A 21,289-nucleotide genomic window follows, 5' to 3' on the forward strand; every position below is an offset into this window, starting at 1 on the left:
TTTGTAGATAAAAGAATGAACTGGAGACTTTAGAAACTCCCAAGCTGTATATTTATCAGATAAATTAATTCCAACTGCCGACTTTGTAAGGTAGAGTCCATACAATCCAAATAAGAGCAGGATCGCTTTCAGGCTATGAGTTCGTTTCACAATAGATAAGGCAAGAGAAGGCAAGTCAAACGCAAGACAAACGTTTGGTGGTTAGCTTCATGCTAGAGTTTGAACTTCTCAGAGCGATGACTCAAATATGTCTTCTTGATGACAAAATAGCGCTCAAATTCCTAAAATTGCATCCAAACTACCCGATTTAGAGTATTAATATTCTGTGGGTTAATGGATATAACTTACGTGTGGAGTTCCGAGGTATGAGTTACGCCGTCAATCACGAGCAATCGTCACTGGTAGAGTTGGCAAGAGCAGGCAACTTCAGAGCGATCGCGGATTGGCTCAATGTGTTTTTGCTGCCTCACCATCTCCGCGCTCAAGTTGGCTCGGCTCGGCATTCAAGTCATCTCCAAATCGTTGTCGAGTTTCACCCGCTTCCCCAACTCAACGCCAAATCCCCAGAATTTCGTAAAAGTTTAGTGCGGTTTGTGTGTCGTCACCTCTGGAAATTGAATTCCGATGTGATTGAAGGCATCCAAATCACGGCTAAACACGTGGATCAGCCGCGCGCGCTGTGGCGTCAGTCTGCGCGGGTCGTGTCTCCTGCTAGACGTGCCAAGTTGTCCGCGCAGCAGTTTGAAGAATCATCGCGACCTGCCCTTCATAGCCAACCTAACGTTACTGCCCTGCGATCGCGAATCCGAAAAGCTACGCTACAAAAAGTTCAGTTTCGAGCGCTGCGATCGCTCTTGCTAACGGGCACAACGGCCGCCGCTTTTATCATTGGCTGTTGGTTAGGCTACGCAGATTCCCCGGCAGAACAAACGACTGCAACGGCATCCAGTATTACTGTGTCTCGTCCTGATACCGTTTCGATCCAGGCAAATGGAACGACAGAATCTGTCCCGGTCACAAAACTTGAGGGCAACCCAACCGCTCAAGACGATCGCGTTAACCTCCTGTTTAGCGGTGATGTCGCTCTCACAGAGGGCTATTCTGACTTAGTGAAGGACGATCACAATTGGGCGTTTTCATCCATGAATGAATATCGCCAAGCAGATGTCGCAATGGTAAATCTAGATGCGCCCTTTACCACCCAAGCCAAGCAGGATTCTGCCTACAAAGCCGATCCTGCTACTGTCGAAGTCTTGAAGAATGGCGGCGTCGATATTGTGAATTTGGCAGATAGCCGCACGATGGACTACCAAGCCGCAGGGTTAGAAGAGACGTTGAGCACCTTGGACAAAGCAGGGATTCAGTACGTCGGTGCAGGAGAGAATGCCAAAGCGGCTCAGCGTCCAAAAATTGTGGATGTGAAAGGTCAGCGCATCGCGTACTTGGGCTATTCCGAGGCGGAGTTGCAGGCAGCGGGCATCGCTAAAGCTGGCGTCAACCAACGTCAGAATGAGCGGGTCGCGGCAGATATTCAAGCCATCCGTCCTCAAGTTGATTGGGTAATCGTCAATTATCATTGGGGCGAAGAACTGGCGAAATATCCGGCAGATTGGCAGATTGACTTGGCCCACACCACGATTGATCACGGCGCAGATGTCGTTGTGGGGCATCATTCTCACATGTTGCAAGGGGCAGAAATCTATAAAGGACGCCCAATTGTCTACTCGCTTGGTAATTTTATTTTTGGTGAAAAAGCGTCAACCGACTACGACACGGCTGTTCTCAAAGTCGGCGTGAAGGATAAACAAATGAAAGTCGAGCTTTTGCCCGTTGAGGTAAAAGGACTTCAGCCGAGCGTTGTTAGCGGCGATCGCGCCCAAGAGATTCTGCACCAGATTGAAAATGTCTCCGATACGTTTGCTCAACCGCTGCGATCGCCGATGATTCTCGACGCGCAATCCAACACAATTCTGTCTCAACCGGCTTCTTCGCCTAAAGCTTCAGCCTCTCCAACGGCAACGCCTTCAGAACCCGCGTCAACCGAGTCCACACCCAGCGAGATCCCAACTTCCAGCCCTGAGCCACAAGCTCCGTTTACCGATGGAGCGTCAGAGACGCCTATTCCATCCGAGACGCCTATCCCGACGGAATCGCCGTCAGATTCTGCTGCCCCCGATCCTGCTTCGTCAAGTGATGTCATCCCCAGTTCTAGCCCCCCGTCCCCTTCGGACTCTTTAGAGGCCCCCTCTCCGAGCCTAGACCTGAATCCAACACCAACTGATATTCCGCCTGAGTCTACCCCTGATCAGCCTGAGTCTACTCCAGCTCCAGAGTCGATTGCCCCATCGTCTGAGGCTACGCCTGAACCGACGCCCGATTCATTTATTTCTGATCCCAATTCCCAATCGGCTCCCAATTCCTCCGGTCCGATGGTTCCTCAGCAGCCTACTCCCACGAATGCAGAGCCTTCTGAGCTTCAGGGGGATGCGTCTATTGCGCCTGCTGTGACTAGCTCTCGTAGCAGCTTAGAGCCAAGGAAGCGGCGCTACGCTGCGGTTCCGTCTGCTATCGAAGTTGCTCAACATCCTTAATTACTCAGAATGCCTGTGTTTTCTATTGAACGTCGCCGACAGCTATACGACATTTACGTTTTAAACAATCGAGAGTCCTTTTCTCGGTTAGAAGTTGTTCCCGAGCGGGGTGGCATCATCGCTAGTTGGCAGGTTCAGGGGCGGGAGTTGCTCTATATGGACACCGAACGGTTTGCCAACCCGAGTATGTCGGTGCGCGGCGGCATTCCAATTTTGTTTCCGATTTGCGGCAATTTACCGGACAACACCTACCTCTACGATGGGCAACCTTATTTGCTCAAACAGCACGGATTTGCACGGGATTTGCCTTGGGAAGTGGTGGCTCAGCGCACTGACGATCGTGCAAGTTTAACGATCGCATTAGCGAGCAATGCTCAGACTCGTGAGGTCTACCCGTTTGATTTTCTGCTGGAGTTTACCTATACGTTGCAAGGGCAAGCTCTGACGTTGCACCAACGTTATACAAATTGCTCCTCCGGACGGATGCCATTCTCTGTAGGATTCCACCCTTATTTTCTCGTGCCAGACAAAAGTCAGTTACGGTTTGAAGTTCCCTCTGATGAGGCGATCGATCAAATTACGAAGCAACCCCAGCCGTTTTTCAACACGTTTGATTTTGACCAAGCCGAAATTGATTGGATTTTTCCGCACCTTTCTCGCCAAAGCGCGAGTGTTTCTGATTTGAGTCGCCATACTCGAATTACGTTGAGTTATGGCGATGCCTTTCCATTGTTGGTTTTTTGGACAGTAAAAGGGAAAGATTTTTACTGCCTAGAGCCGTGGAGCGCGCCCAGAAATGCGCTGAATACAGGAGAACGCTTGCTCTATTTAGACCCCAATGCCAGTTTAGAAACGGAAGTTGCATTGAGTGTAGATTTCATTTAGACCACACGGGCTAATTGGGATTTTGATCACAAGAAAAGCGCGATCGGTAGAGTTGATCGCGCCGTTAAATAGAGTTAGCTGAACAAAACCGAATTAGCTCGCTTTCACCGCCCGACGTCGGCGAGAGGCGGCCAACAGACCAACCAATCCCAACCCTGCTACTGTCGCGGGTTCAGGAACCGACACTGGTTTTACCGACACCGATCTTAGGGCGTAATCTGAGTAGCCTGCACCCGTATTGGCTCCAGCAAGCGCCGTTAGATTAAATCCCTTGATGCTGTTGTTGCCAAACGGATTGTAAATGGCATATAAGCCTGCCTTGCCGAGAGAGGAGACAATCAGGTTCGCCACTGTGCCATCGGCTCCGCTCCAAGTTGCAGAGTCTTTTCCGGTCACAGTTAGTCTTCCGGTTAGGGTTGTGTCTGCTGAAGTGACGATCGCGGCTTCAAACACCTTGTCGCCGTAAGCCGGATTGTCTGGTGTATTCGGTGGGTACAAGAAACTTAGCTGCAATTGTGACAGGATCGCGGCTGTATTGAAGCCTACTTGTAGTGTCTCGTTCGAGTTAATTTCGCCGCTTGCTGGATCTTGGTTGATCTTCGTCAATCCATTCTTAGCAACGCCAATGCCTGTCAGTCCTCCCACCTTTTTTTGAGTGAGAACATTGTCGCTTGCAGGATCAATCGGATTTGTGGTCGCGGTGAGAGTGAAGAAACCATTGACGTTGCTGCAAGAGTGAGAACCGAAACTACTGGTAGCCGATGGAAAACACTGACTGATCACATCGTCCGCCGTGAAGGATGCAGCATGAGCGGGCGCAGTTGCAAATGCGATGCTTAAGGGCACAGCAAGGCTGCTTGCGCTACCTAAAACACGGGTAAAGATGGAGAAGCGCTTGGACTGAATCATAGAGATGGGTAAGAGTGCTTGAAACGGTTAATAAGGTTGGGGGCATAGTGTTCTTTAGATCAGGTTCTGCAATTCAGGAGGGCGCTGTCGGGTTACAGAAGTAATGCATTAGTTGCGTATCCCAATGTTATTACTGATACGTGAAAATGAGTATCTTCCGTATTTTCTCTTTATTCAAACTTTAACTTAGAAGACTGTTCGTAGAGTTCACGTATCCTAGCCAAATTGGTCATTCAACTAAACGATACAGTTCTACGTACAACCTAAGTAGCCTATCTTCTGTCTTCCAACTAAAGATGCGTCGGCTACTAAAAAACATCGCTGTCGCCTGTGTAAATACGGGTACAGCGATGTTAATCATTTCTAGAGAGTGTTCAGAAATCCGGACAACTTCTTACAAGGCAGACTTGGCTAACTCTGCGACTTGTTCCATTTCGTCATTAGCGAGCGTTTCTAGAGCTGCTTTTGCCTCTGGTGTTTTTAAGTGGCTCAACGCTTGAGCAACCCGATGCCGTATTTGCCAATCTGGACTTGTCGCATAGGGAATCAGCAATGGCACGGCGCGATCGTCGCCTAGTTCGCCTAATGACCCGATCGCGGCGGTAATCACTAGATCACTATCTGAGTTCAGCGCATCGACTAACAAATCATAGCCCCGCGCATCGCCCAGTTCTCCTAGCGCTGCCACAATACTAAAGCGCACTAACCATTCTGGCGTTCTCTGATAAAGCTTCTCTAGATCTTCGTAAGCCTCGGTGAGACGCAATCCGCCAATCGAGTCGGCAGCGGCAGCCTGAACATCGGGTTCTGGATCAAACAGGGCGGCTTTTAGTAGGGACAAGGCTTCCGAACGGTTTTGCCCGCCGAGCGATGCCAACTGACTGACAGCCGCATATCGCACGCGCACATTTTCATCGGTAACAGAGGGTTTGATTAAGTCGTATGCGATCGTAGGATCAAGCTGTCTTAGGTGATTTACCCCACGCAAGCGATCGCCAAAATTGTTTGATTCTAGAAGTTCTTTAACACTATCTGGTGTAGTCATGCGATACAAATTTTGTAGTCTATCTGCTTCATCATTTTCCCTTGTTGTGGCACTCTAACTTTGCTCAGCTGCCATCGCTCGCACAATGTCGCCGCGCGTAAGGATGCCAACGATCTGCCCAGACGCATCAATCACGGGAAGCCGATTGACTTGGCGATCGTGCATTAATTTCGCCGCTTCAGACAGAGGTTTCTCTGGCGCGATCGTGACTGGATTGTCAGACATCACTTCTCCAACGGTTTGACCCAAGGCTTTGTGGAGATCCTTTTCGTATCGACCCGGATTTTCCAGATAGATCACGCTATCTAACAGCATGATGTAGGCAGGAGGAGTGACATTGGTTTCGCGCCACATCAGATCAGTTTCTGAAATGACACCGACGAGGTGACCCGATTCATCTGTCACCGGAAGCCCGCTGATGCGTTTCTCTGCAATGGTTTTGATCACATCAGATAACGGAGTCTCAGGCTTGACAGTAATGGGAGTGGAGGTCATTACATCTGCGACAGTTTTTGCCATGAGCTTAGTGCGGCTGAAAGGTCTTTACGATCATTATGAGAGGATTGCAGGAGCCAAATTCGCTTGAATTCATAGGATGTAACAAAGCAAGAAATGGCGCTAGCTTGAAGGACGCCCTGCATTCTGTGAGTGAATAGCGATCGCTGACTTAACTATTCTCATAAACGATGTAGATGTGTCATCTCTCAAAGGTTCGGGGTCGCGCACTCAGTTGCTTTAGCGTGGCTTCTAGAACTGCATTCGTTTGTCCAGACACCGAAAACACAAGCGCTTCTCGGTAGACCCGTTGGGCAGGATGTGATGTAGAATTTGCAGCACCGCTTGAAACCACGATTGCCGCGTGGGCACAGCGAACGGCTAATTCGATTGACCAAGCTCTTAAGTTAAGGTTTACCTCGAAGTGCGGAGGCTGCGGTTGAGCGGTGTAGATGGCGTCGCGACAAGCGGCGAGTTCGTCAATTAAACCCTGTTGAACCGCGATAGATTTCTTCTGCGTGACTGCTTCTACGATGTCTAATCCCGCTTGAGCGCATCCCAGTGCAAAGAAACTGTGGTTGAGAACATTGGCGCGATCGCTAGCGTGAATTGCTCTTGCAGGCAGTACAAAGGCGACGTGAGAATTGGGTAAAAACCATTCTGTTAGCTCAGCCGTGACGGTGTTCGTCGAGGTGATTGCGGCGAGCGACATGGGTTCGCTGAAGCGAATCTCTCCGTTTTGCAGCGTATCTTGAAAGGGCACGATGCCATACACCGCTCGACCGTCGGGTAACAGAGCGGCAATCAGAACATCCTGAAAGAAGTCGAATCCCGTAATCCAGGGAATGTGTCCGTGCAATCGATAGCCGCCTTCGACTGGCACCGCTTTCAGAGGCGGATTGTTCTCTCGTCGCAAATGCGAAAACCCAATCCCAACCAACTTTTGACCGTTTTCTAAATACGGAAGATAGGTTTGTTTCAGCCATTCGTTCTCGCTCTTAAGCAACATCGAGGCAGCGCTCTGATGTTGCGTTTGCAGAAATGCCAAGGCTCCAGAGAATCGGGCAATCAGTTCTTGAACAGCATAATACGTCGAAGCGGTCACGTTCCAGCTTTGAGGCAGTCTTAACGCTAATAAATTCCGGTCTGCCAATCCTTGAACGGCAGAGCGCAACGCCTCCGGATCGTGATCGATCGCGTTTGCATCAGGGGCGACCTGCGATCGCAGATAGGCTTCTGTCGTTTCAAGAATTGCGGAGTCTTGCATCATTCTGAAGATGGAAGGTGTGAGAACGTTTGGAGCCTTGTAAGGAAATTCCTCTTTCCCCATCCTACTGACAATGGAGAATACCGTTAGCCATAGTGCCGTTGCAGATTGGCTCTGGTAAGGTCGCCATCTGGTCTATCTCGTCGTCAATTTTGGTTGAACATCGCTTTTTGCAGAGGATGCACCGTATTATCAATACGCCGTCATTGAAGTAGCTCTTTAGGAGTTGCTTAATGGTTTTTTTGAATGTTTCTGTTTGCTAGTTAATCGATTGAATCTGTTATGTTTCCTGCCATTTTCCTCGATAAAGACGGAACGCTAATTCCTGACATTCCTTACAATGTTGATCCAGACAAAATTGAATTGTCAACGGGAGCCGGATTAGCCTTGCAATCGCTCCACCAAGCTGGCTATAAACTAGTCATCATCTCCAATCAATCGGGGGTTGCAAGAGGATACTTTCCAGAATCAGCATTAGTGGGGGTAGAACGGCGAATTCGAGACCTACTAGAGACGTTCGACGTTCCTCTGAGCGGATTTTACTACTGTCCCCATCATCCAACTGGCAAACTGGCGTCCTATGCGATCGCATGTCAGTGCCGTAAACCTGAACCCGGACTCCTGCTTCAAGCCGCGCAAGAACATCACCTCGACTGTGCCAAGTCGTGGATGATTGGGGACATTCTCAACGATGTAGAAGCCGGGCGAAAAGCAGGTTGTCAAACCATTCTGCTAGATAATGGCAACGAAACAGAGTGGATTCTCACTCCCGAACGACTTCCTCACTATCAGACTCGCACTCTGGCTGAGGCCGCCGAAGTTATTCATACTCAAACATCAATCTGTTAGTGAATCCGCCTTAGGGCTGTTTGCTCCACATTAATTGTTCTGTATTAGTCATTTATCTTTCAAATTCATAAAAAATATCCATGAGTAACCTGCCACGCATTGTCGAAAAATTTTCAGGCTTGCGGGTTCTCGTGATTGGCGAGGCAATCCTCGATCGCTACCTGTACGGTTATGCAAATCGGTTTTGTCAAGAAACCCCGGTTCCGGTTGTGACACTCTCCCATTGCGAAAATCAGCCTGGAGGAGCCGCTAACACAGCCGTGAATTTGCGAAGCCTAGGAACTCAGGTTAGCTTACTGTCGGTGATTGGCAACGATGAAGAAGGGAGACTGTTACAACGCGCCTTGTTAGATTATCAAATTGATATTGATCCAATGCTTGTAGCCAGAGATCGAACAACGCTGACAAAACAGCGCGTCATGAATGAAGAAAGACTACTGCTTAGATTTGATCAAGGAACGACTAACAACATTACGGCTAGTCTTGAACACGAAATCATTCGCTATCTGACGCATCATTTTTATGATTATGATGCTGTGATTGTTTCTGATTACGGATACGGGATTTTAACATCAGGCGTGATTGATGCGATCGCTACTCTGCGGAATGTAGAACCTACGTCGCCGCACTTTCAGCGCTCTAAAACGCTGTCTAAAACCACGCTGTCTAAAACTTTAGTTGTAGATGCCAAAGCACTAGAACACTATAAAACGCTCAACGTCACTGCTGTTAAGCCTAACTACGAGCAAGTTACACAACTTCTACCTCAAACTAGCTCAGAACGGGACTTATCGCGAGTCGATTGGATTATTGCCCAAACCGCACAAATTCTAGCGGCAACCGGGGCGCAGATGGTTGCCGTAACGTTAGATCAAGAGGGGGCAGTCATTTTGCAACCTCAAACTTCCCCGCATCGTATTTATGCCAACCCAGTTTGTCCGACTCGCACCATTGGAGCCGGAGACACCTTTACCGCTACTCTTGCGATCGCGCTGGCAGCTGGGGCTTCTCCCACCGATGCTGCCGAACTAGCGGCGGCGGCAGCAGCCCTGGTTGTGAGCAAAATAGGCACTTCTATTTGCACAGCTGAAGAATTGCAGGCTCATCTTTCATCGGCTGTTCACAGCGCCTAGGCGTTTTTGTATTCCGTTCTGTATTCCTTTCGTATTGCATGTGGAACCAAGCTAAGAATCTGCTCTGCATTCGCCTAGACACTATTGGCGATGTGTTGATGACCACTCCCGCCCTTCGCGCCCTCAAAGAATCCGTACCCGGACGTCAAATTACGCTCCTGACCTCTTCTGCGGGAGCCGCGATCGCGCCCCTGATTCCCGAACTCGATCACTTCCTGATTTACGATTCGCCCTGGCTAAAAGCCACTGCCCCTCGCTCCAGTCCTCGTCCTGAATACGAGATGATCGAGTTCTTGCGATCGTTTCACTTCGATGGAGTCGTCATCTTTACGGTCTACAGCCAAAACCCGTTGCCGTCTGCCTTTCTGTGCTATATGGCAGAAATTCCTCTGCGCTTAGCTCACTGCCACGAAAATCCCTATCAACTGCTGAGCGACTGGATTAAAGATCCAGAACCCGATGGCGGAATTCGTCACGAAGTTCAACGGCAGCTTGATTTAGTGGCTCACATTGGCTGTACAACGCAGAATGAACGCCTATCGGTGCAGGTGGAAGAGCGCGATCGCACCGCTATTACTGCTCTCCTCCAACGCCTCACAATTGACAAAGATTCTCCTTGGGCTGTGATTCATCCTGGAGCAACTGCGGCTTCTCGGCGCTACCCACCAGAAAGCTTTGCTGCCGTTGCCGACCGGCTCATCGCGCAGCAAGGATGGTCTGTTGTGTTTACCGGAACCGAGTCAGAGCGCGATTTGGTAGAGCAGATTCAAGCGATGATGAACGCCCCCTCTCATGCTTTGTGCAATCTGACGTTAGGCGAGTTTGCTGCCTTAATCGAAGCGGCTCCAGTCCTCATTTCCAACAATACAGGCCCCGTTCATCTGGCGGCGGCCACTGGAACGCCTATTGTCGATCTGTATGCGCTGACCAATCCTCAACATACCCCGTGGCAGGTTCCAAACCGAGTCTTGTTTCACGATGTTCCTTGCAAATACTGCTACAAAAGCATTTGTCCAGAAGGACATCAAGATTGTCTTCGGCAAGTGACACCCGATCGGGTCGTGCAGGCAACAGGAGAGTTAATAGCGAAATGAGAGATAAGGGAGGACTTTGGGATCTCTTCTGCAACGCTTTGTGAGAAGAGCTACGACCAATGTTGATTAGTCGGCAAACTCTGACAATTTTCACTAAGGTGAAGTCTAGATTCCTTGCAGAGCGTTACCAAAAGCGTTCTCTAACTCTTTCTTGCCCTATGTCTTTGGCCTTTCTTCCTCTCTCTTTCGATAATTCCTGATTACATCCTACGGCAGATTGGATCTGAGAAATCAACTTGATATTCTTTGAGTGTTGAATCAATTTTTTTAGGAGAACGAAATATGTTGAATCTAATCGCTTGGGCTATCTTAGGATTGATTGCAGGTGCGATCGCGAAAGCAATCTATCCAGGTTCACAAGGTGGCGGCATCGTTGCGACAATGATTCTCGGTATTGTTGGTGCATTTATCGGAGGTGCCCTGTTCAACCTGCTCTCGACGGGGACGCTGTCTTTCGCTGCAACAGGTCTGAGCATTGGCGGTATTTTCGTTGCTGTAATCGGTGCGATTATTGCAATCTTCTTGTGGGGCTTGCTCACCCGCCGCGCCGCATAAGCTCGTAATACTTAAGTTTATTTGCTACAAGATTGCTTTAGGGGTTTTAGCGTCTTAAAAAAAATCAGGGTTCTCTTCAGCACGACGGTTGGAGAGAACCCTTTAGTTTTATCAGGGTACACAAGCTGAAATTTATCTCTTTGCTGCTTCAAGCAGTCCTCGGTTCGTTTAAAGCAGTACTCTATCCACCCTTACCCTCGTGTTCCACAACCTGCTGTGCTCCACTGTAAGACGGGTAATATCGCTTTTCTAAAACCGTCCTCCTCGCCCTTCTTCCTTGGGTTTCGCCTTGTTCACCCGGAGTTGTCTACCCATCCACTCTGCTCCATCAAGTTCACTAATTGCCGTATCTTCGTGAGCGTCCTCTGCCATCTCGACAAACGCAAAACCGCGCATCCGGCCCGTTTCACGGTCTGTGGGCAGAACGACCCGCTTTACGGAGCCGTACTCTGCAAACACAGATCTCAAGTCTCCATCTGTCGCTTGGTAAGACAAGTTTCCAACGTATATCGTCATGAGAAGGGTCATCCGAACAAAGAGCAAAACAGATTCTTGAGCGCTCTATCGCTAAATTGCAATCGCTTCGCAGTAGAAGCAAGGCGGTTAGACCGACTCAGAATCTAGTCTAAATATTGCCCTTAGTTGCAAAATTAATTTTGTCACTAGCAACACATTTACTTAGTAAAGTTGCAGATCTGTGGGGCAAAGTTTCTTGATCCCCAAGTTCAACCGCAATCGCTAAATTCGATTTTGCTGTATTCCATTTTTGCGTTTCGCTTAGTCTCTACCGCCTCTATCATTCCTACCGTTCTCAATCATCTCTCAAGGATATATAAGTAAATTTAATAGATATTTTTACCTAATTTAGGTGAGTGATTCGCTAGATTCGGCATACGGGATGAGTAAATTTGCCTTAAGATTGTCGTAATGATTTAAGCGGTTAGATCAAAACTCGCTGACCATACCCAACCAGGAGGACTATTTATGGCGCTCGTACCAATGCGGCTGCTGTTGGATCATGCGGCTGAACACGGCTACGGCATCCCGGCATTCAACGTCAACAACATGGAGCAGATCCAAGCGATCATGCAGGCTGCCCATGAAACTGACAGCCCTGTAATTTTGCAAGCTTCTCGTGGCGCTCGTTCCTACGCTGGCGAAAACTTCCTGCGTCACCTGATCTTGGCGGCAGTCGAGACTTATCCTCACATTCCGATTACCATGCACCAAGATCATGGTAACGAGCCTGCCACCTGTTACTCGGCGATCAAGAATGGCTTCACGAGCGTCATGATGGATGGTTCACTTGAAGCCGATGCAAAATCTCCTGCTAGCTATGAGTACAACGTGGCAGTCACCCGTGAAGTGGTGAAAGTGGCTCACGCGATCGGAGCATCGGTCGAAGGTGAACTGGGCTGTTTGGGTTCGCTCGAAACGGGCATGGGTGAAGCAGAAGACGGTCATGGCTTCGAGGGTAAGCTAGATCATTCTCAACTGTTGACCGACCCAGATCAAGCGGTTGACTTTGTTGAGCAGACTCAGGTAGATGCGTTGGCAGTTGCGATTGGGACGAGCCACGGAGCTTACAAATTCACCCGCAAGCCGACAGGTGAAATCCTAGCAATCAGCCGAATTGCAGAAATTAACAAGCGCTTGCCCAACACTCATTTGGTGATGCATGGTTCTTCGTCTGTACCGGAAGATCTGTTGGCGTTAATCAACCAGCACGGTGGCGCAATTCCTGAAACCTATGGTGTACCTGTTGAAGAGATTCAGAAGGGCATTAAAAACGGGGTGCGCAAGGTGAACATCGACACCGACAACCGTTTGGCAATTACGGCTGCTGTTCGTGAAGCACTCGAAGCTAATCCGAAGGAATTTGACCCCCGCCACTTCCTGAAGCCGTCGATTAAGTACATGCAGAAAGTGTGTGCCGATCGCTATAAGGAGTTCTGGACGGCAGGCAATGCAAGCAAGATTAAGCAAGCCTCGGTTGAAGTTTATGCAGCAATGTATAAGAAAGGCGAACTCGATCAAGTCGCTAAGAAGACCGCTAGTGTCTAATCGCTAGGTTTAATTGAGAAACTGGGTAGCCGAAAAGCTGCCCAGTTTTTTATTGAGCCAGTTTCTCATTAAGTTAAGCGGTTATGGTCTTTTAGAGGCAATCAATCCTTTGCTTAAGAGGGGTTCCTATTCTCCAGTGACACAATTTGGGTAATGCACTTAATTTTCGTTCTCAGGGTTGATTCATGCGATCGCGCCACCCTGCCACAATGCTGAAATATGGTTCCAACCTATACAATTTTCATATTTTTTCTAAAGGCTTAAAAGTAATGATCAAATCCTGGATGGTGATTGGCGCAGTCACACTCTTAGTCGCACTAGGAAGCAATATTCTCAGACCGCAGGATGTGAAGTGGTTTAATCGATTGCAGCGTCCGCGTTGGCTTACCTTTGAGAAGCTGATTCCAGTGATTTGGATGATTATTTTTATTTGTGGCGCTTGGTCTGCCTACATTGTATGGGAAGAAACGCAAGACTGGCAGTTGATGATTTTTTACCTCGTGCTAGAAGTTGCGATCGTGGCCTACTCCCCCACATTATTTTGGTCTCATAGTCTCAAACTGGGAACATTCATTGGCGGGTTAGGCTTTGTCATTGGGTTACTGTTGACTGCGCGAGTCTATCCAATTTCTGGATGGGCTGCGCTGTTGCTCGTTCCCTTCTTGTTGTGGAGTCCGATCGGCACGTATACAACTTGGGCAATTTATAAACTCAATCCCGAATATCCCTAGAATCCGCTAGTTCTGCCCTGCCTGCTAGGATAGTGGGGTTGAAATAAGGGAACACCTATGACTCGCGCAATCATGGAAACCGACAAGGGTACGATCCACTTGGATCTGTTTGATCAAGACGCGCCCAACACGGTGAAGAATTTTGTGGATTTATCCACTAAAGGTTACTACGATGGATTGGCATTTCATCGGGTCATTCCTAACTTTATGGTGCAAGGCGGTTGCCCAAACACGCGGGAAGGCGCAAAAGGAAGACCGGGAACGGGCGGTCCGGGATACCAAATCAAGTGTGAAATTAACCCGAACAAGCACAAGGCGGGGTCGCTATCAATGGCTCACGCAGGACGCGATACGGGCGGTAGCCAGTTCTTTATTTGCCATTCGCCTCAGCCCCATTTGGATGGAATGCATACTGTGTTTGGTCAGACCAACGACATGGATGTCGTGAATGCGATTCGGCAAGACGATCGGATTTTGTCTGTGAAGATCGAAGAGTAGAGACGGAGGCTGAGGGAGGTCTTCATCCCTACCTCCCCGCCTTCCCATATTTGGCACTAGCCCTTCCACCTTCTTGCACGGTCAGCCAAGCCCAAATCTGATCGCCGTAAGAAAAGTGCCACCACTCATTCCAATGACGCTTAAAGCCTGATTTAACCATGACATCGCAAAGAAGCTGACGATGCTGATGATAGGTTTTCTCTAATAAGTTAGTGCTTTCTGCAAAATGGTTGGGGAACGATCGCGGCGACAGTTCATCGATCGGCGAACCCATATCAATCTCGTTTCCCTCAGCATTCATCAAAGTGATATCGATGGCGGCTCCTGTACTGTGGGGCGGAGGCATCCTTGGGTCCACATTTGGCATGGCCCAAAATTGATAGACCTGTTGCAGAATTTCTTCTCGCTGCGCTTCTGTTAAAGCTTTTGGGTTTAATCCATGCGCTCGCGCCACTCCGACAAACGTGTAGTCCACCATAAATTGCTGCACAGCAACCGGACGATAGGCATCAAAAATCTGAATCTTCCAACCGGGATGAGACTGTTGCAATAGTTTATGGGCAGTCAGCAAGCGATCGCAAACGCCTTGCCGGACGTAAAACGGCGATTTCTTCCCGTAGGGTGCGCCTAGCTTGGCGTAAGGATGGGGGGTAACGAAGGCAAATTCGTCAGGAATTTGAACGAGGGGTTCGTGACACTCGGCGATCGCGACGGATTGATAAGGCTTCATGCCAGTAGACGATAAACATAGCAGAAACCTTATCATCCCTGCGACTCAATCTCCTCCGGGAATCCCAGCAAGTTGCCATTGTCCGTTCAGTTTGGCAAAGATAACTCGATACTCTAACGGCTGGTGGGCATACTGACTCGATACAAACCCCGGCTTTCCATTGGGTAGAAGAATTGGCATCCAGCTTTTGATCGGGTCGTATCCTTCCTTAGGGTTGCTGTACCGCTGTTCAAACGTTTTTCGATCAAGCTTGACGACTTCGTTCGAGAGTCTTGCAACGATCGCGCTAATGGCACTCGGTTGCGCTCTGACGTTGACATTCTCACCCTCAATAATCACTTTATCGAGGAGATGCCCAACACCTTGAGTGCCTTTTGGCGGTGGATACTGTTTCTCAAGTTCGCCCGCCGCATTCGAGCAAACAAAGCCATCTGCATCTTGTTCAGATTTCACGTTTGTGAGCGAACATGGGCCTGATATTGCTTTTTCAAGAATGCTCCAGAGCGGTGCGGCAGGACCCTCTGATTTCAAATATTCTGCTAGGGGTATGGGTCTACCAAATCCGAGGGAGATCTCTCCCTTCGGAACAACACTTTTGAGAAATTCCAGGTCGCGACGCTTGATTGCTGCCCGTGCGCGATCGCGAAACGGAGCAAAGGAGGTGTTCTTCACCTCGTCTCGAAATACGAGTCGCTGATGCGGAAAATCATCCAATGGCGACGGGGCGGGTGTCGGAGCAGGAGATGTCACAACAGGCGGCTCGGGCAGTGGGGTCGTCGTCGGAGACGGTTGAGACGGGGGAGAAACGACAAGGGACGGGGCGGAACGGTTTGATGTGGCAGCAATTCCAATCCCAATTCCGCCTGCGCAAATCGCGGCAAGCGCAACAATCAAAGGAGCTTTCTGCATAACACAAGGAACGGTGACGATTTCTACTGATTTCTACAGTTCTCCTACTGCCCCTTACGGAACCCCATATAGCGCTCTAGTCTTTAGGCGGAACCGGATCATAACCAACCGACGACGAGAACGGATGACAGCGACAAATGCGCCTCGTTGCCAACCAACTGCCCTTAAGCGCGCCATGAGTGGCGATCGCGTCAATGGCATATTGTGAACACGTCGGCTGAAATCGGCACGTTGGCATCAGCAGAGGCGAAATGAAACCGCGATAGCCGCGAATGAGTCCAATCAGTAAAAGTTTCATACCTTATATTTTAGGAAATATTTGAAACTAACAACTGGAAGACCTATACTAGTAAAGTTGTCAAAATCTTCTTTCGAGTACGAGGAAAGTTCATGTCGCGATATCGAGGTCCGCGTTTACGAATTGCGCGTCGTTTGGGAGATCTGCCTGGTCTCACTCGCAAAACCCCCAGACGGGCATATCCCCCCGGACAACACGGGCAAAACCGCAAAAAACGGTCTGAATATGCAGTTCGTTTGGATGAGAAGCAGAAGCTTCGCTTTAATTATGGGGTGACTGAGCGCCAATTGCTTCGCTATGTGCGGAAAGCGCGTCGGGCAGCTGGTTCTACCGGACAGGTCTTGTTGCAACTGCTAGAGATGCGGTTAGACAACACTGTTTTTCGGATGGGCATGGCGGCAACGATTCCGGGCGCTCGGCAGTTGGTGAATCACGGACACGTTACGGTGAATGGTCGCGTGGTGGACATTGGCAGCTATCAATGCCGTGCAGGAGATGTAATTGGGGTGCGCGATCGCGATCGCTCCAGAAAGCTAGTGGAAGCGAATCTTCAGTATCCCGGTTTGGCGAACTTGCCGAGCCATTTAGAGTTTGATAAGAATAAGCTAACCGGAAAGGTTAACAATGTCATCGATCGGGAGTGGGTAGCCCTCCAGATCAACGAACTGCTGGTGGTGGAGTACTACTCGCGTCAGGCGTAGATTCACCTGTTCGATATGACCGCGGCACTCGAATATTTGTTGAAGCCCTTTCGTCCGTCAGCGAGAGGGCTTTTTTGATTGGCGTAACTATTAACTACAGTGTGGTAGACGTGTCCCTACAGGATGGTAATTACCCTAGCGTTTCCAAAATTAAATGCTCTAAAGAGAGCGGTTCATCCCCAAATTTTCTTTCAATATAGGTAGCGTACCAGTGGTTGAGTGACCACTTGGCAGATTCAACATCGGCTCTGGTTTGGGCAGCGCTCCGGGCAGCGTCTAGCGTTGGGTAGACCTGACGATCGCTTACGGCCAACCGATTTCCGGGTAGCCAGCACTGAAACGAGAATCCATTAGATTCCGCCACAAGTTCAATGAGCCAACCGTGGTAAACCTCGTTCATTTGCCTGAAACACTCGACCTGAACTATTTGTTCCGTTTAATCCGTTAAGACGATCTGAGCGATCGTCGCACCCTTCCACTGATCCAATCCACCAAAAACGTTAATGCCAGAAACGCGCCCAAGGTCACGATTAAAGATTGATAGTCAAAGCTACTGAGCTGTTCGGTGAGCAATCGTCCTAATCCACCCGCGCCCACTAAACCCACAATTACCGTTTCGCGCATACAGACTTCCCACCGATATAGAGTATAGGCAAGAAACCGAGGCATCGTTGCCGGCAACACACCATATAGAAACACCAGAGAATCAGGCGTTCCTCCAGCGCTGAGAGCTTTAAGCGGTGGTTGCTCTAGGTTCTCAGTCACTTCTGCAAATAGCCTGCCCAAAATTCCAAGATTGTGTAACCCCAGCCCGATCGCACCCGGCAAAATTCCTGGAAACAAAATATATAAGACGACAAGCGACCAGATTGGAGCAGGAATCGCACGGCAGAGCAGCAACATAATTCTAGCAACTGCCAGTAGAACCGGAGGGAATAGATTTGCCTTGCCTCGTCGGTTTAGCAAGCCGCCGGGGAGAAAAATTTGGGCAGCGGGAAAGGCGAGCAATAGCCCACCACTTGCCGCGATCGCGATCGCCAGAACTGACATTGCTACCGTCTCTACCGACAGTGGAATCAATTCAGCCATCCCTGTGAAATTGGGCGGCAACGAGGTTTGAACAATTTGATTCAGCAGTTGCTGCGATCGCGGCGAGCCAATCTTACTCAAGTCAGGCTGGATGTACCAAAAACTGAGCGCTACTCCGGCGATCGCAATTGGAAATAAACTAAAAATCCGACGATTGGGAATGTTGCGTTTTGTTGGGCGATGTGAATTTAAGTCAATTCGACTGGCACATCCCAATTGATGACGGAGTGTTGCACTAGCAATATCAACACCTCCATTCAAAATTAATAGCGCATAGAAAAATGTCCATAGCTGCTCATAGCGCAGTGATTGTAAACTTAAAAGAATTTCGTAGCCTAATCCGCCAGCGCCAATGATGCCAAGTACAGCAGCAGAACGAATCGAGCACTCAAATCGATAGAATGAGTAGGACAAAAGATTTAGAAACGCTTGTGGCAATAGCGTATAGAAAAAAGCGGTAATTGGAGCAACCCCGCTATTGATTAAGGTTAATAGCGGTTGTCTGGGGGTTTCATCTAAAATCTCTGAAAATACTTTTGCGGTAATCGCTCCAAATGGAATTGCGATCGCAGCGACAGCAACTAAGGGATCGAGTCCCCAAATGTTGAGAAAAAACAATCCCCAAATCAATTCATGAATGGCACGGGGAAACGCAAGTATGGCTCGAACGCTGTGAAAGCCAAAGTATCTCAATCGCTTGGCTCGCAGTACCTCTAGCCACCATACTTCTGAGCAGAATACGCCTGCGATCGCGCCAATGGTCACGCTCAAAAAAGTTCCGCAGACGGCGTAAGCCAAGGTTACAAGGGATGCTTGAAGGGTTGTTGCTAACAAATCGTAGCTCAAGTCTGGGTGAACGCTGGCGGCAACAAATCGCCACAGCAACGGAAATCCGTTAAGGTTCACAACAGTTTGTTGAAACAGTCCTGCTTGCCAAAGAGATAGCGCGATCGCGACCAGTCCAATCATGCCCCATTGGAGCGACGGACTAATGAAGCGGAATGCAGGTCTAGACATAGCTCAGAGACGATATAAATCAGCAATCATTTCGCTCGATACAGCCGTAGTGGGCGCATCGAACAAGATACGACCCCGACGCAGCCCAATCATGCGATCGCAGTAGCGCAATGCAATGTCAACGTCGTGCAAACTCACGATCAGCGTTTGTGATGATTGGCAGTTGCATAAAATCTCCATCACTTCGCGGCTAAGTTCTCGATCGAGACTCGAAATGGGTTCATCGGCGAGGATCACCATTGGATTTTGAACGAGGACTCGTGCGATCGCGACTCGCTGCTGCTGTCCGCCAGAGAGTCGATCGGTGCGATCGTACAGCTTTTCTGGAATTCCGACTTGAGCCAAGGCTTGGGTGGCGGTTGCCACATCGAGCGGCACGATAAGGGAGATCAGCGCTTTCAAAAACGACCAACGCCCTAGCTGACCTGCATTGACGTTATGAATCACTCGCAGACTATCAACCAAATGTAGCTGCTGATAAATCGTTCCGATTTGGCGTTGAATTTGGCGATGCTGCTTCGGTTTGAGTTGATGTAGTTTTTGTCCAAATGCTTGTATTTCTCCCCGCGTTGGCTCTAGCGTTCCATTCAACAATCGAATCAGCGTACTCTTTCCTGCTCCACTCGATCCGACAAGTGCCACCCGCTCACCTGCCGCAATATGCAGCGAGATATCAGTTAGCGCTGTAAACTGTCCAAATTGAAGCGTGGCGCGATCGACAGAAATAATGGGATCAGATGACATACGGGCTATAGGTGTAGGGGCGCTCCCTCGTCCTGCCATCGTTTTTGGCGATGGATAGGGTGGCAGATGTCACGGATGTAGTGAGTAATAGATTGGTTCATCCGCTACAAATCTGTTGCTAGCTTGCTGATTGCAACAGGGACTTAATTTAATAGTGACTTATTTAATTTTGCCAATCTCCCGCCCAACCTGCTCGATTCGAGCGTAATTCTCATTCTTCGTCGGCACAAATTTCGTCGCGCCAAATAGCTCCAAAATCTCTTTTTGCTCCGGCACGTTTGGATCGAGCTTCATCAAAGCCGCCTGTACTTTCTGAGGAAAATCATCTCCAAAGCGCTGCTTCACACTCGGATTAATCACCCAATGGTAATCGTAATACTCGGGCGATCGCCAAATCACGTCAATCTTACTGCGATCGATTTTGCCTTCCTGCAAGCGTTTTTGCCAGACCTGCTCATTCAACACCCCGGCATCGTAGGTTCCGGCTGTCACAAGCGCGATCGTCGCATCATGGTTTTGAGAGAATCCCGATTGTCCCTTGAAATCCTCTAGCTTTACGCCTGCCTGCTGTAAGAAATATTGCGGCATCAGTCGTCCCGACGTTGAAGACTCACTGCCAAACGTGAAGGAATGCCCTTTTAGTGCGGTTAATTCTTTCACATCGTTGATTGGCCCAATGCCGCTATTTTTATTGGCGATAAAAACACTGTGAAATTTAGCATCAATGTCTCGCTGTGCCAGTGCTTCTGCTCCAGGAACTTGCAACCGGGCTTGCACTCCCGTTAGGCCACCAAACCAAACCATGTCCAAGTCACCCACTTTGAATGCAGTGACGGCGGCGGTATAGTCCGTGACAGGCTTATAGCTTACGGGAATCTTTAATTCTGCTTCTAAATACTGAGAGAGCTTGCCATAGAGCCGTTGGAGTTTTTCTGCATCTTGGTCTGGGATTGCGCCTGTTACAAATGTCTTAGTTTGCGCAGCAGAATTCGCTGATGAGTTAGGCGAAGAATTATTGGAACATGCTGCCAACGGTAAAAGTGACAGAGAGAGAAATCCAGAAACCAATAGTCTTTTCATCAATTGCAACACACTTATTTCTAAATTTGGAAAATACCATATCGCATCAGCAACTCAGTAGATTTAGATCGGTTGATTTAATCCAATACCGACCCTTGATTCAACTCACAATCAATCGTTCTAAAATATTAGTCTCCCATATCGCGATCATCAAATGACTACCCAAGACATGCTGGAGGTCGAACAATTTCTACAAGGGTTTGAATTGTTCGGAGTCAATTTAGGGCTGGAAGCCAGTCTGACGCTTCTTGCCGCGTTAAATAATCCGCAGCATCGTGTGCCCATTATTCATGTTGCAGGCAGCAATGGCAAAGGGTCTGTTTGCGCTTATCTTTCCTCTGTTTTAACAGAAGCAGGCTACAAAGTTGGGCGGTATACCTCGCCTCATCTAATTCATTGGTGCGAACGAATTTGCATTAACGGACAGCCCATTGCGCCTGATGATCTCTACCGTGTGTTGCTGAAGGTAAAATCTGCGATTCATCCCGAACAGCCTTCTCCTACTCAGTTTGAAGTAATCACAGCAGCAATGTGGCTCTATTTTGCTGATCAGGAGGTTGACGTTGCGATCGTAGAAGTGGGCTTGGGCGGACGGCTCGATGCCA

23 protein-coding genes are annotated in these 21,289 nt (G+C 49.0%); 11 read left to right on the forward strand and 12 right to left on the reverse strand.

Annotation, left to right across the window (positions count from 1 at the left end):
• Positions 1-365 precede the first annotated feature (365 nt).
• Positions 366-2,591, forward strand: a complete 2,226-nt coding sequence (locus tag AC5JLB_RS17355) for a CapA family protein (protein ID WP_495875079.1) — start codon at positions 366-368, stop codon at positions 2,589-2,591.
• 9 nt (positions 2,592-2,600) lie between these two features.
• Entirely contained in the window at positions 2,601-3,476 is an 876-nt protein-coding gene (locus AC5JLB_RS17360; protein WP_495875080.1) for an aldose epimerase family protein, read from the forward strand.
• Between the two features lie 93 nt (positions 3,477-3,569).
• On the opposite strand, the gene AC5JLB_RS17365 is transcribed toward AC5JLB_RS17360, so the two are convergent.
• The 4 genes from AC5JLB_RS17365 to AC5JLB_RS17380 all read right to left on the reverse strand — a co-directional run bounded on the left by AC5JLB_RS17365 (position 3,570) and on the right by AC5JLB_RS17380 (position 7,195).
• A complete protein-coding gene (locus AC5JLB_RS17365) occupies positions 3,570-4,385 on the reverse strand; it encodes a PEP-CTERM sorting domain-containing protein (protein ID WP_495875081.1) in 816 nt (271 codons plus the stop codon).
• Between the two features lie 394 nt (positions 4,386-4,779).
• Entirely contained in the window at positions 4,780-5,430 is a 651-nt protein-coding gene (nblB, locus tag AC5JLB_RS17370; RefSeq protein ID WP_495875082.1) for a phycobilisome degradation protein NblB, read from the reverse strand.
• 54 nt (positions 5,431-5,484) lie between these two features.
• Positions 5,485-5,949, reverse strand: a complete 465-nt coding sequence (locus tag AC5JLB_RS17375) for a CBS domain-containing protein (RefSeq protein ID WP_495875083.1) — start codon at positions 5,947-5,949, stop codon at positions 5,485-5,487.
• A gap of 178 nt (positions 5,950-6,127) precedes the next feature.
• Entirely contained in the window at positions 6,128-7,195 is a 1,068-nt protein-coding gene (locus AC5JLB_RS17380) for an acyl-CoA dehydrogenase family protein (RefSeq protein WP_495875084.1), read from the reverse strand.
• 279 nt (positions 7,196-7,474) lie between these two features.
• Here AC5JLB_RS17380 and AC5JLB_RS17385 point away from each other — a divergent pair, with 279 nt between their 5' ends.
• The 4 genes from AC5JLB_RS17385 (at position 7,475) to AC5JLB_RS17400 (ending at position 10,823) form a co-directional block, all read left to right on the forward strand.
• A complete protein-coding gene (locus AC5JLB_RS17385) occupies positions 7,475-8,041 on the forward strand; it encodes a D-glycero-alpha-D-manno-heptose-1,7-bisphosphate 7-phosphatase (protein ID WP_495875085.1) in 567 nt (188 codons plus the stop codon).
• An 80-nt stretch (positions 8,042-8,121) separates the two neighbouring features.
• On the forward strand, positions 8,122-9,174 hold the full coding sequence (locus AC5JLB_RS17390) for a bifunctional heptose 7-phosphate kinase/heptose 1-phosphate adenyltransferase (protein WP_495875086.1): 1,053 nt from the start codon (positions 8,122-8,124) through the stop codon (positions 9,172-9,174).
• A 38-nt stretch (positions 9,175-9,212) separates the two neighbouring features.
• Positions 9,213-10,268 (forward strand): lipopolysaccharide heptosyltransferase II, encoded by a 1,056-nt coding sequence (gene waaF / locus AC5JLB_RS17395; protein ID WP_495875087.1) that lies wholly within the window; start codon positions 9,213-9,215, stop codon positions 10,266-10,268.
• Between the two features lie 282 nt (positions 10,269-10,550).
• A complete protein-coding gene (locus tag AC5JLB_RS17400; protein WP_495875088.1) occupies positions 10,551-10,823 on the forward strand; it encodes a GlsB/YeaQ/YmgE family stress response membrane protein in 273 nt (90 codons plus the stop codon).
• 249 nt (positions 10,824-11,072) lie between these two features.
• On the opposite strand, the gene rbp is transcribed toward AC5JLB_RS17400, so the two are convergent.
• Complete coding sequence (rbp, locus tag AC5JLB_RS17405; protein WP_495875089.1) at positions 11,073-11,339, reverse strand: RNA-binding regulator; 267 nt, start codon at positions 11,337-11,339, stop codon at positions 11,073-11,075.
• A 468-nt stretch (positions 11,340-11,807) separates the two neighbouring features.
• On the opposite strand from rbp, the gene fba reads away from it, so the two are divergent.
• The 3 genes from fba (at position 11,808) to AC5JLB_RS17420 (ending at position 14,116) form a co-directional block, all read left to right on the forward strand.
• A complete protein-coding gene (gene fba / locus AC5JLB_RS17410) occupies positions 11,808-12,887 on the forward strand; it encodes a class II fructose-bisphosphate aldolase (RefSeq protein WP_495875090.1) in 1,080 nt (359 codons plus the stop codon).
• A 269-nt stretch (positions 12,888-13,156) separates the two neighbouring features.
• A complete protein-coding gene (locus AC5JLB_RS17415; RefSeq protein ID WP_495875091.1) occupies positions 13,157-13,618 on the forward strand; it encodes a TspO/MBR family protein in 462 nt (153 codons plus the stop codon).
• A gap of 57 nt (positions 13,619-13,675) precedes the next feature.
• Positions 13,676-14,116 (forward strand): peptidylprolyl isomerase, encoded by a 441-nt coding sequence (locus tag AC5JLB_RS17420; protein ID WP_495693487.1) that lies wholly within the window; start codon positions 13,676-13,678, stop codon positions 14,114-14,116.
• Between the two features lie 28 nt (positions 14,117-14,144).
• Here the strand turns inward: AC5JLB_RS17420 and AC5JLB_RS17425 are convergent, their stop codons facing one another.
• The 3 genes from AC5JLB_RS17425 to yidD all read right to left on the reverse strand — a co-directional run bounded on the left by AC5JLB_RS17425 (position 14,145) and on the right by yidD (position 16,053).
• On the reverse strand, positions 14,145-14,846 hold the full coding sequence (locus AC5JLB_RS17425; protein WP_495875092.1) for a M15 family metallopeptidase: 702 nt from the start codon (positions 14,844-14,846) through the stop codon (positions 14,145-14,147).
• Positions 14,847-14,891: 45 nt separating this feature from the next.
• On the reverse strand, positions 14,892-15,755 hold the full coding sequence (locus AC5JLB_RS17430) for an SH3 domain-containing protein (protein WP_495875093.1): 864 nt from the start codon (positions 15,753-15,755) through the stop codon (positions 14,892-14,894).
• Between the two features lie 76 nt (positions 15,756-15,831).
• On the reverse strand, positions 15,832-16,053 hold the full coding sequence (yidD, locus tag AC5JLB_RS17435; RefSeq protein ID WP_495875094.1) for a membrane protein insertion efficiency factor YidD: 222 nt from the start codon (positions 16,051-16,053) through the stop codon (positions 15,832-15,834).
• A gap of 92 nt (positions 16,054-16,145) precedes the next feature.
• Between yidD and rpsD the strand changes: the two genes are divergently transcribed.
• Positions 16,146-16,754 carry a 30S ribosomal protein S4 gene (gene rpsD / locus AC5JLB_RS17440; RefSeq protein WP_495875095.1) on the forward strand — a complete coding sequence of 203 codons (609 nt, stop codon included), beginning with the start codon at positions 16,146-16,148 and terminating at the stop codon, positions 16,752-16,754.
• 130 nt (positions 16,755-16,884) lie between these two features.
• Here rpsD and AC5JLB_RS17445 read toward each other — a convergent pair whose 3' ends face one another.
• The 4 genes from AC5JLB_RS17445 to AC5JLB_RS17460 form a co-directional block, all read right to left on the reverse strand.
• Positions 16,885-17,154: a hypothetical protein gene (locus AC5JLB_RS17445; RefSeq protein WP_495875096.1), complete on the reverse strand. Its 270-nt coding sequence runs from the start codon at positions 17,152-17,154 to the stop codon at positions 16,885-16,887.
• A gap of 44 nt (positions 17,155-17,198) precedes the next feature.
• Positions 17,199-18,860 (reverse strand): PhnE/PtxC family ABC transporter permease, encoded by a 1,662-nt coding sequence (locus tag AC5JLB_RS17450; protein ID WP_495875097.1) that lies wholly within the window; start codon positions 18,858-18,860, stop codon positions 17,199-17,201.
• A 3-nt stretch (positions 18,861-18,863) separates the two neighbouring features.
• Positions 18,864-19,604 (reverse strand): phosphonate ABC transporter ATP-binding protein, encoded by a 741-nt coding sequence (locus tag AC5JLB_RS17455; RefSeq protein WP_495875098.1) that lies wholly within the window; start codon positions 19,602-19,604, stop codon positions 18,864-18,866.
• Between the two features lie 159 nt (positions 19,605-19,763).
• Positions 19,764-20,684, reverse strand: a complete 921-nt coding sequence (locus AC5JLB_RS17460; protein ID WP_495875099.1) for a putative selenate ABC transporter substrate-binding protein — start codon at positions 20,682-20,684, stop codon at positions 19,764-19,766.
• A gap of 154 nt (positions 20,685-20,838) precedes the next feature.
• Between AC5JLB_RS17460 and AC5JLB_RS17465 the strand changes: the two genes are divergently transcribed.
• Positions 20,839-21,289 (forward strand): bifunctional folylpolyglutamate synthase/dihydrofolate synthase (locus AC5JLB_RS17465; RefSeq protein WP_495875100.1); only part of this gene is annotated, 451 nt, incomplete at its 3' end.

The sequence above is a fragment of the Myxacorys chilensis genome (assembly GCF_059505265.1).

Coding starts and splice junctions, on each gene's coding strand:
- AC5JLB_RS17415 (WP_495875091.1), top strand. CDS start 13,157: ATGATCAAATCCTGGATGGTGATTGGCGCAGTCACACTCTTAGTCGCA.
- nblB (WP_495875082.1), bottom strand. CDS start 5,430: ATGACTACACCAGATAGTGTTAAAGAACTTCTAGAATCAAACAATTTT.
- AC5JLB_RS17455 (WP_495875098.1), bottom strand. CDS start 19,604: ATGTCATCTGATCCCATTATTTCTGTCGATCGCGCCACGCTTCAATTT.
- AC5JLB_RS17460 (WP_495875099.1), bottom strand. CDS start 20,684: ATGAAAAGACTATTGGTTTCTGGATTTCTCTCTCTGTCACTTTTACCG.
- AC5JLB_RS17360 (WP_495875080.1), top strand. CDS start 2,601: ATGCCTGTGTTTTCTATTGAACGTCGCCGACAGCTATACGACATTTAC.
- AC5JLB_RS17450 (WP_495875097.1), bottom strand. CDS start 18,860: ATGTCTAGACCTGCATTCCGCTTCATTAGTCCGTCGCTCCAATGGGGC.
- AC5JLB_RS17445 (WP_495875096.1), bottom strand. CDS start 17,154: ATGAACGAGGTTTACCACGGTTGGCTCATTGAACTTGTGGCGGAATCT.
- rpsD (WP_495875095.1), top strand. CDS start 16,146: ATGTCGCGATATCGAGGTCCGCGTTTACGAATTGCGCGTCGTTTGGGA.
- AC5JLB_RS17365 (WP_495875081.1), bottom strand. CDS start 4,385: ATGATTCAGTCCAAGCGCTTCTCCATCTTTACCCGTGTTTTAGGTAGC.
- AC5JLB_RS17400 (WP_495875088.1), top strand. CDS start 10,551: ATGTTGAATCTAATCGCTTGGGCTATCTTAGGATTGATTGCAGGTGCG.
- AC5JLB_RS17375 (WP_495875083.1), bottom strand. CDS start 5,949: ATGGCAAAAACTGTCGCAGATGTAATGACCTCCACTCCCATTACTGTC.
- rbp (WP_495875089.1), bottom strand. CDS start 11,339: ATGACGATATACGTTGGAAACTTGTCTTACCAAGCGACAGATGGAGAC.
- waaF (WP_495875087.1), top strand. CDS start 9,213: ATGTGGAACCAAGCTAAGAATCTGCTCTGCATTCGCCTAGACACTATT.
- AC5JLB_RS17425 (WP_495875092.1), bottom strand. CDS start 14,846: ATGAAGCCTTATCAATCCGTCGCGATCGCCGAGTGTCACGAACCCCTC.
- AC5JLB_RS17420 (WP_495693487.1), top strand. CDS start 13,676: ATGACTCGCGCAATCATGGAAACCGACAAGGGTACGATCCACTTGGAT.
- yidD (WP_495875094.1), bottom strand. CDS start 16,053: ATGAAACTTTTACTGATTGGACTCATTCGCGGCTATCGCGGTTTCATT.
- AC5JLB_RS17380 (WP_495875084.1), bottom strand. CDS start 7,195: ATGATGCAAGACTCCGCAATTCTTGAAACGACAGAAGCCTATCTGCGA.
- AC5JLB_RS17355 (WP_495875079.1), top strand. CDS start 366: ATGAGTTACGCCGTCAATCACGAGCAATCGTCACTGGTAGAGTTGGCA.
- AC5JLB_RS17390 (WP_495875086.1), top strand. CDS start 8,122: ATGAGTAACCTGCCACGCATTGTCGAAAAATTTTCAGGCTTGCGGGTT.
- AC5JLB_RS17430 (WP_495875093.1), bottom strand. CDS start 15,755: ATGCAGAAAGCTCCTTTGATTGTTGCGCTTGCCGCGATTTGCGCAGGC.
- fba (WP_495875090.1), top strand. CDS start 11,808: ATGGCGCTCGTACCAATGCGGCTGCTGTTGGATCATGCGGCTGAACAC.
- AC5JLB_RS17385 (WP_495875085.1), top strand. CDS start 7,475: ATGTTTCCTGCCATTTTCCTCGATAAAGACGGAACGCTAATTCCTGAC.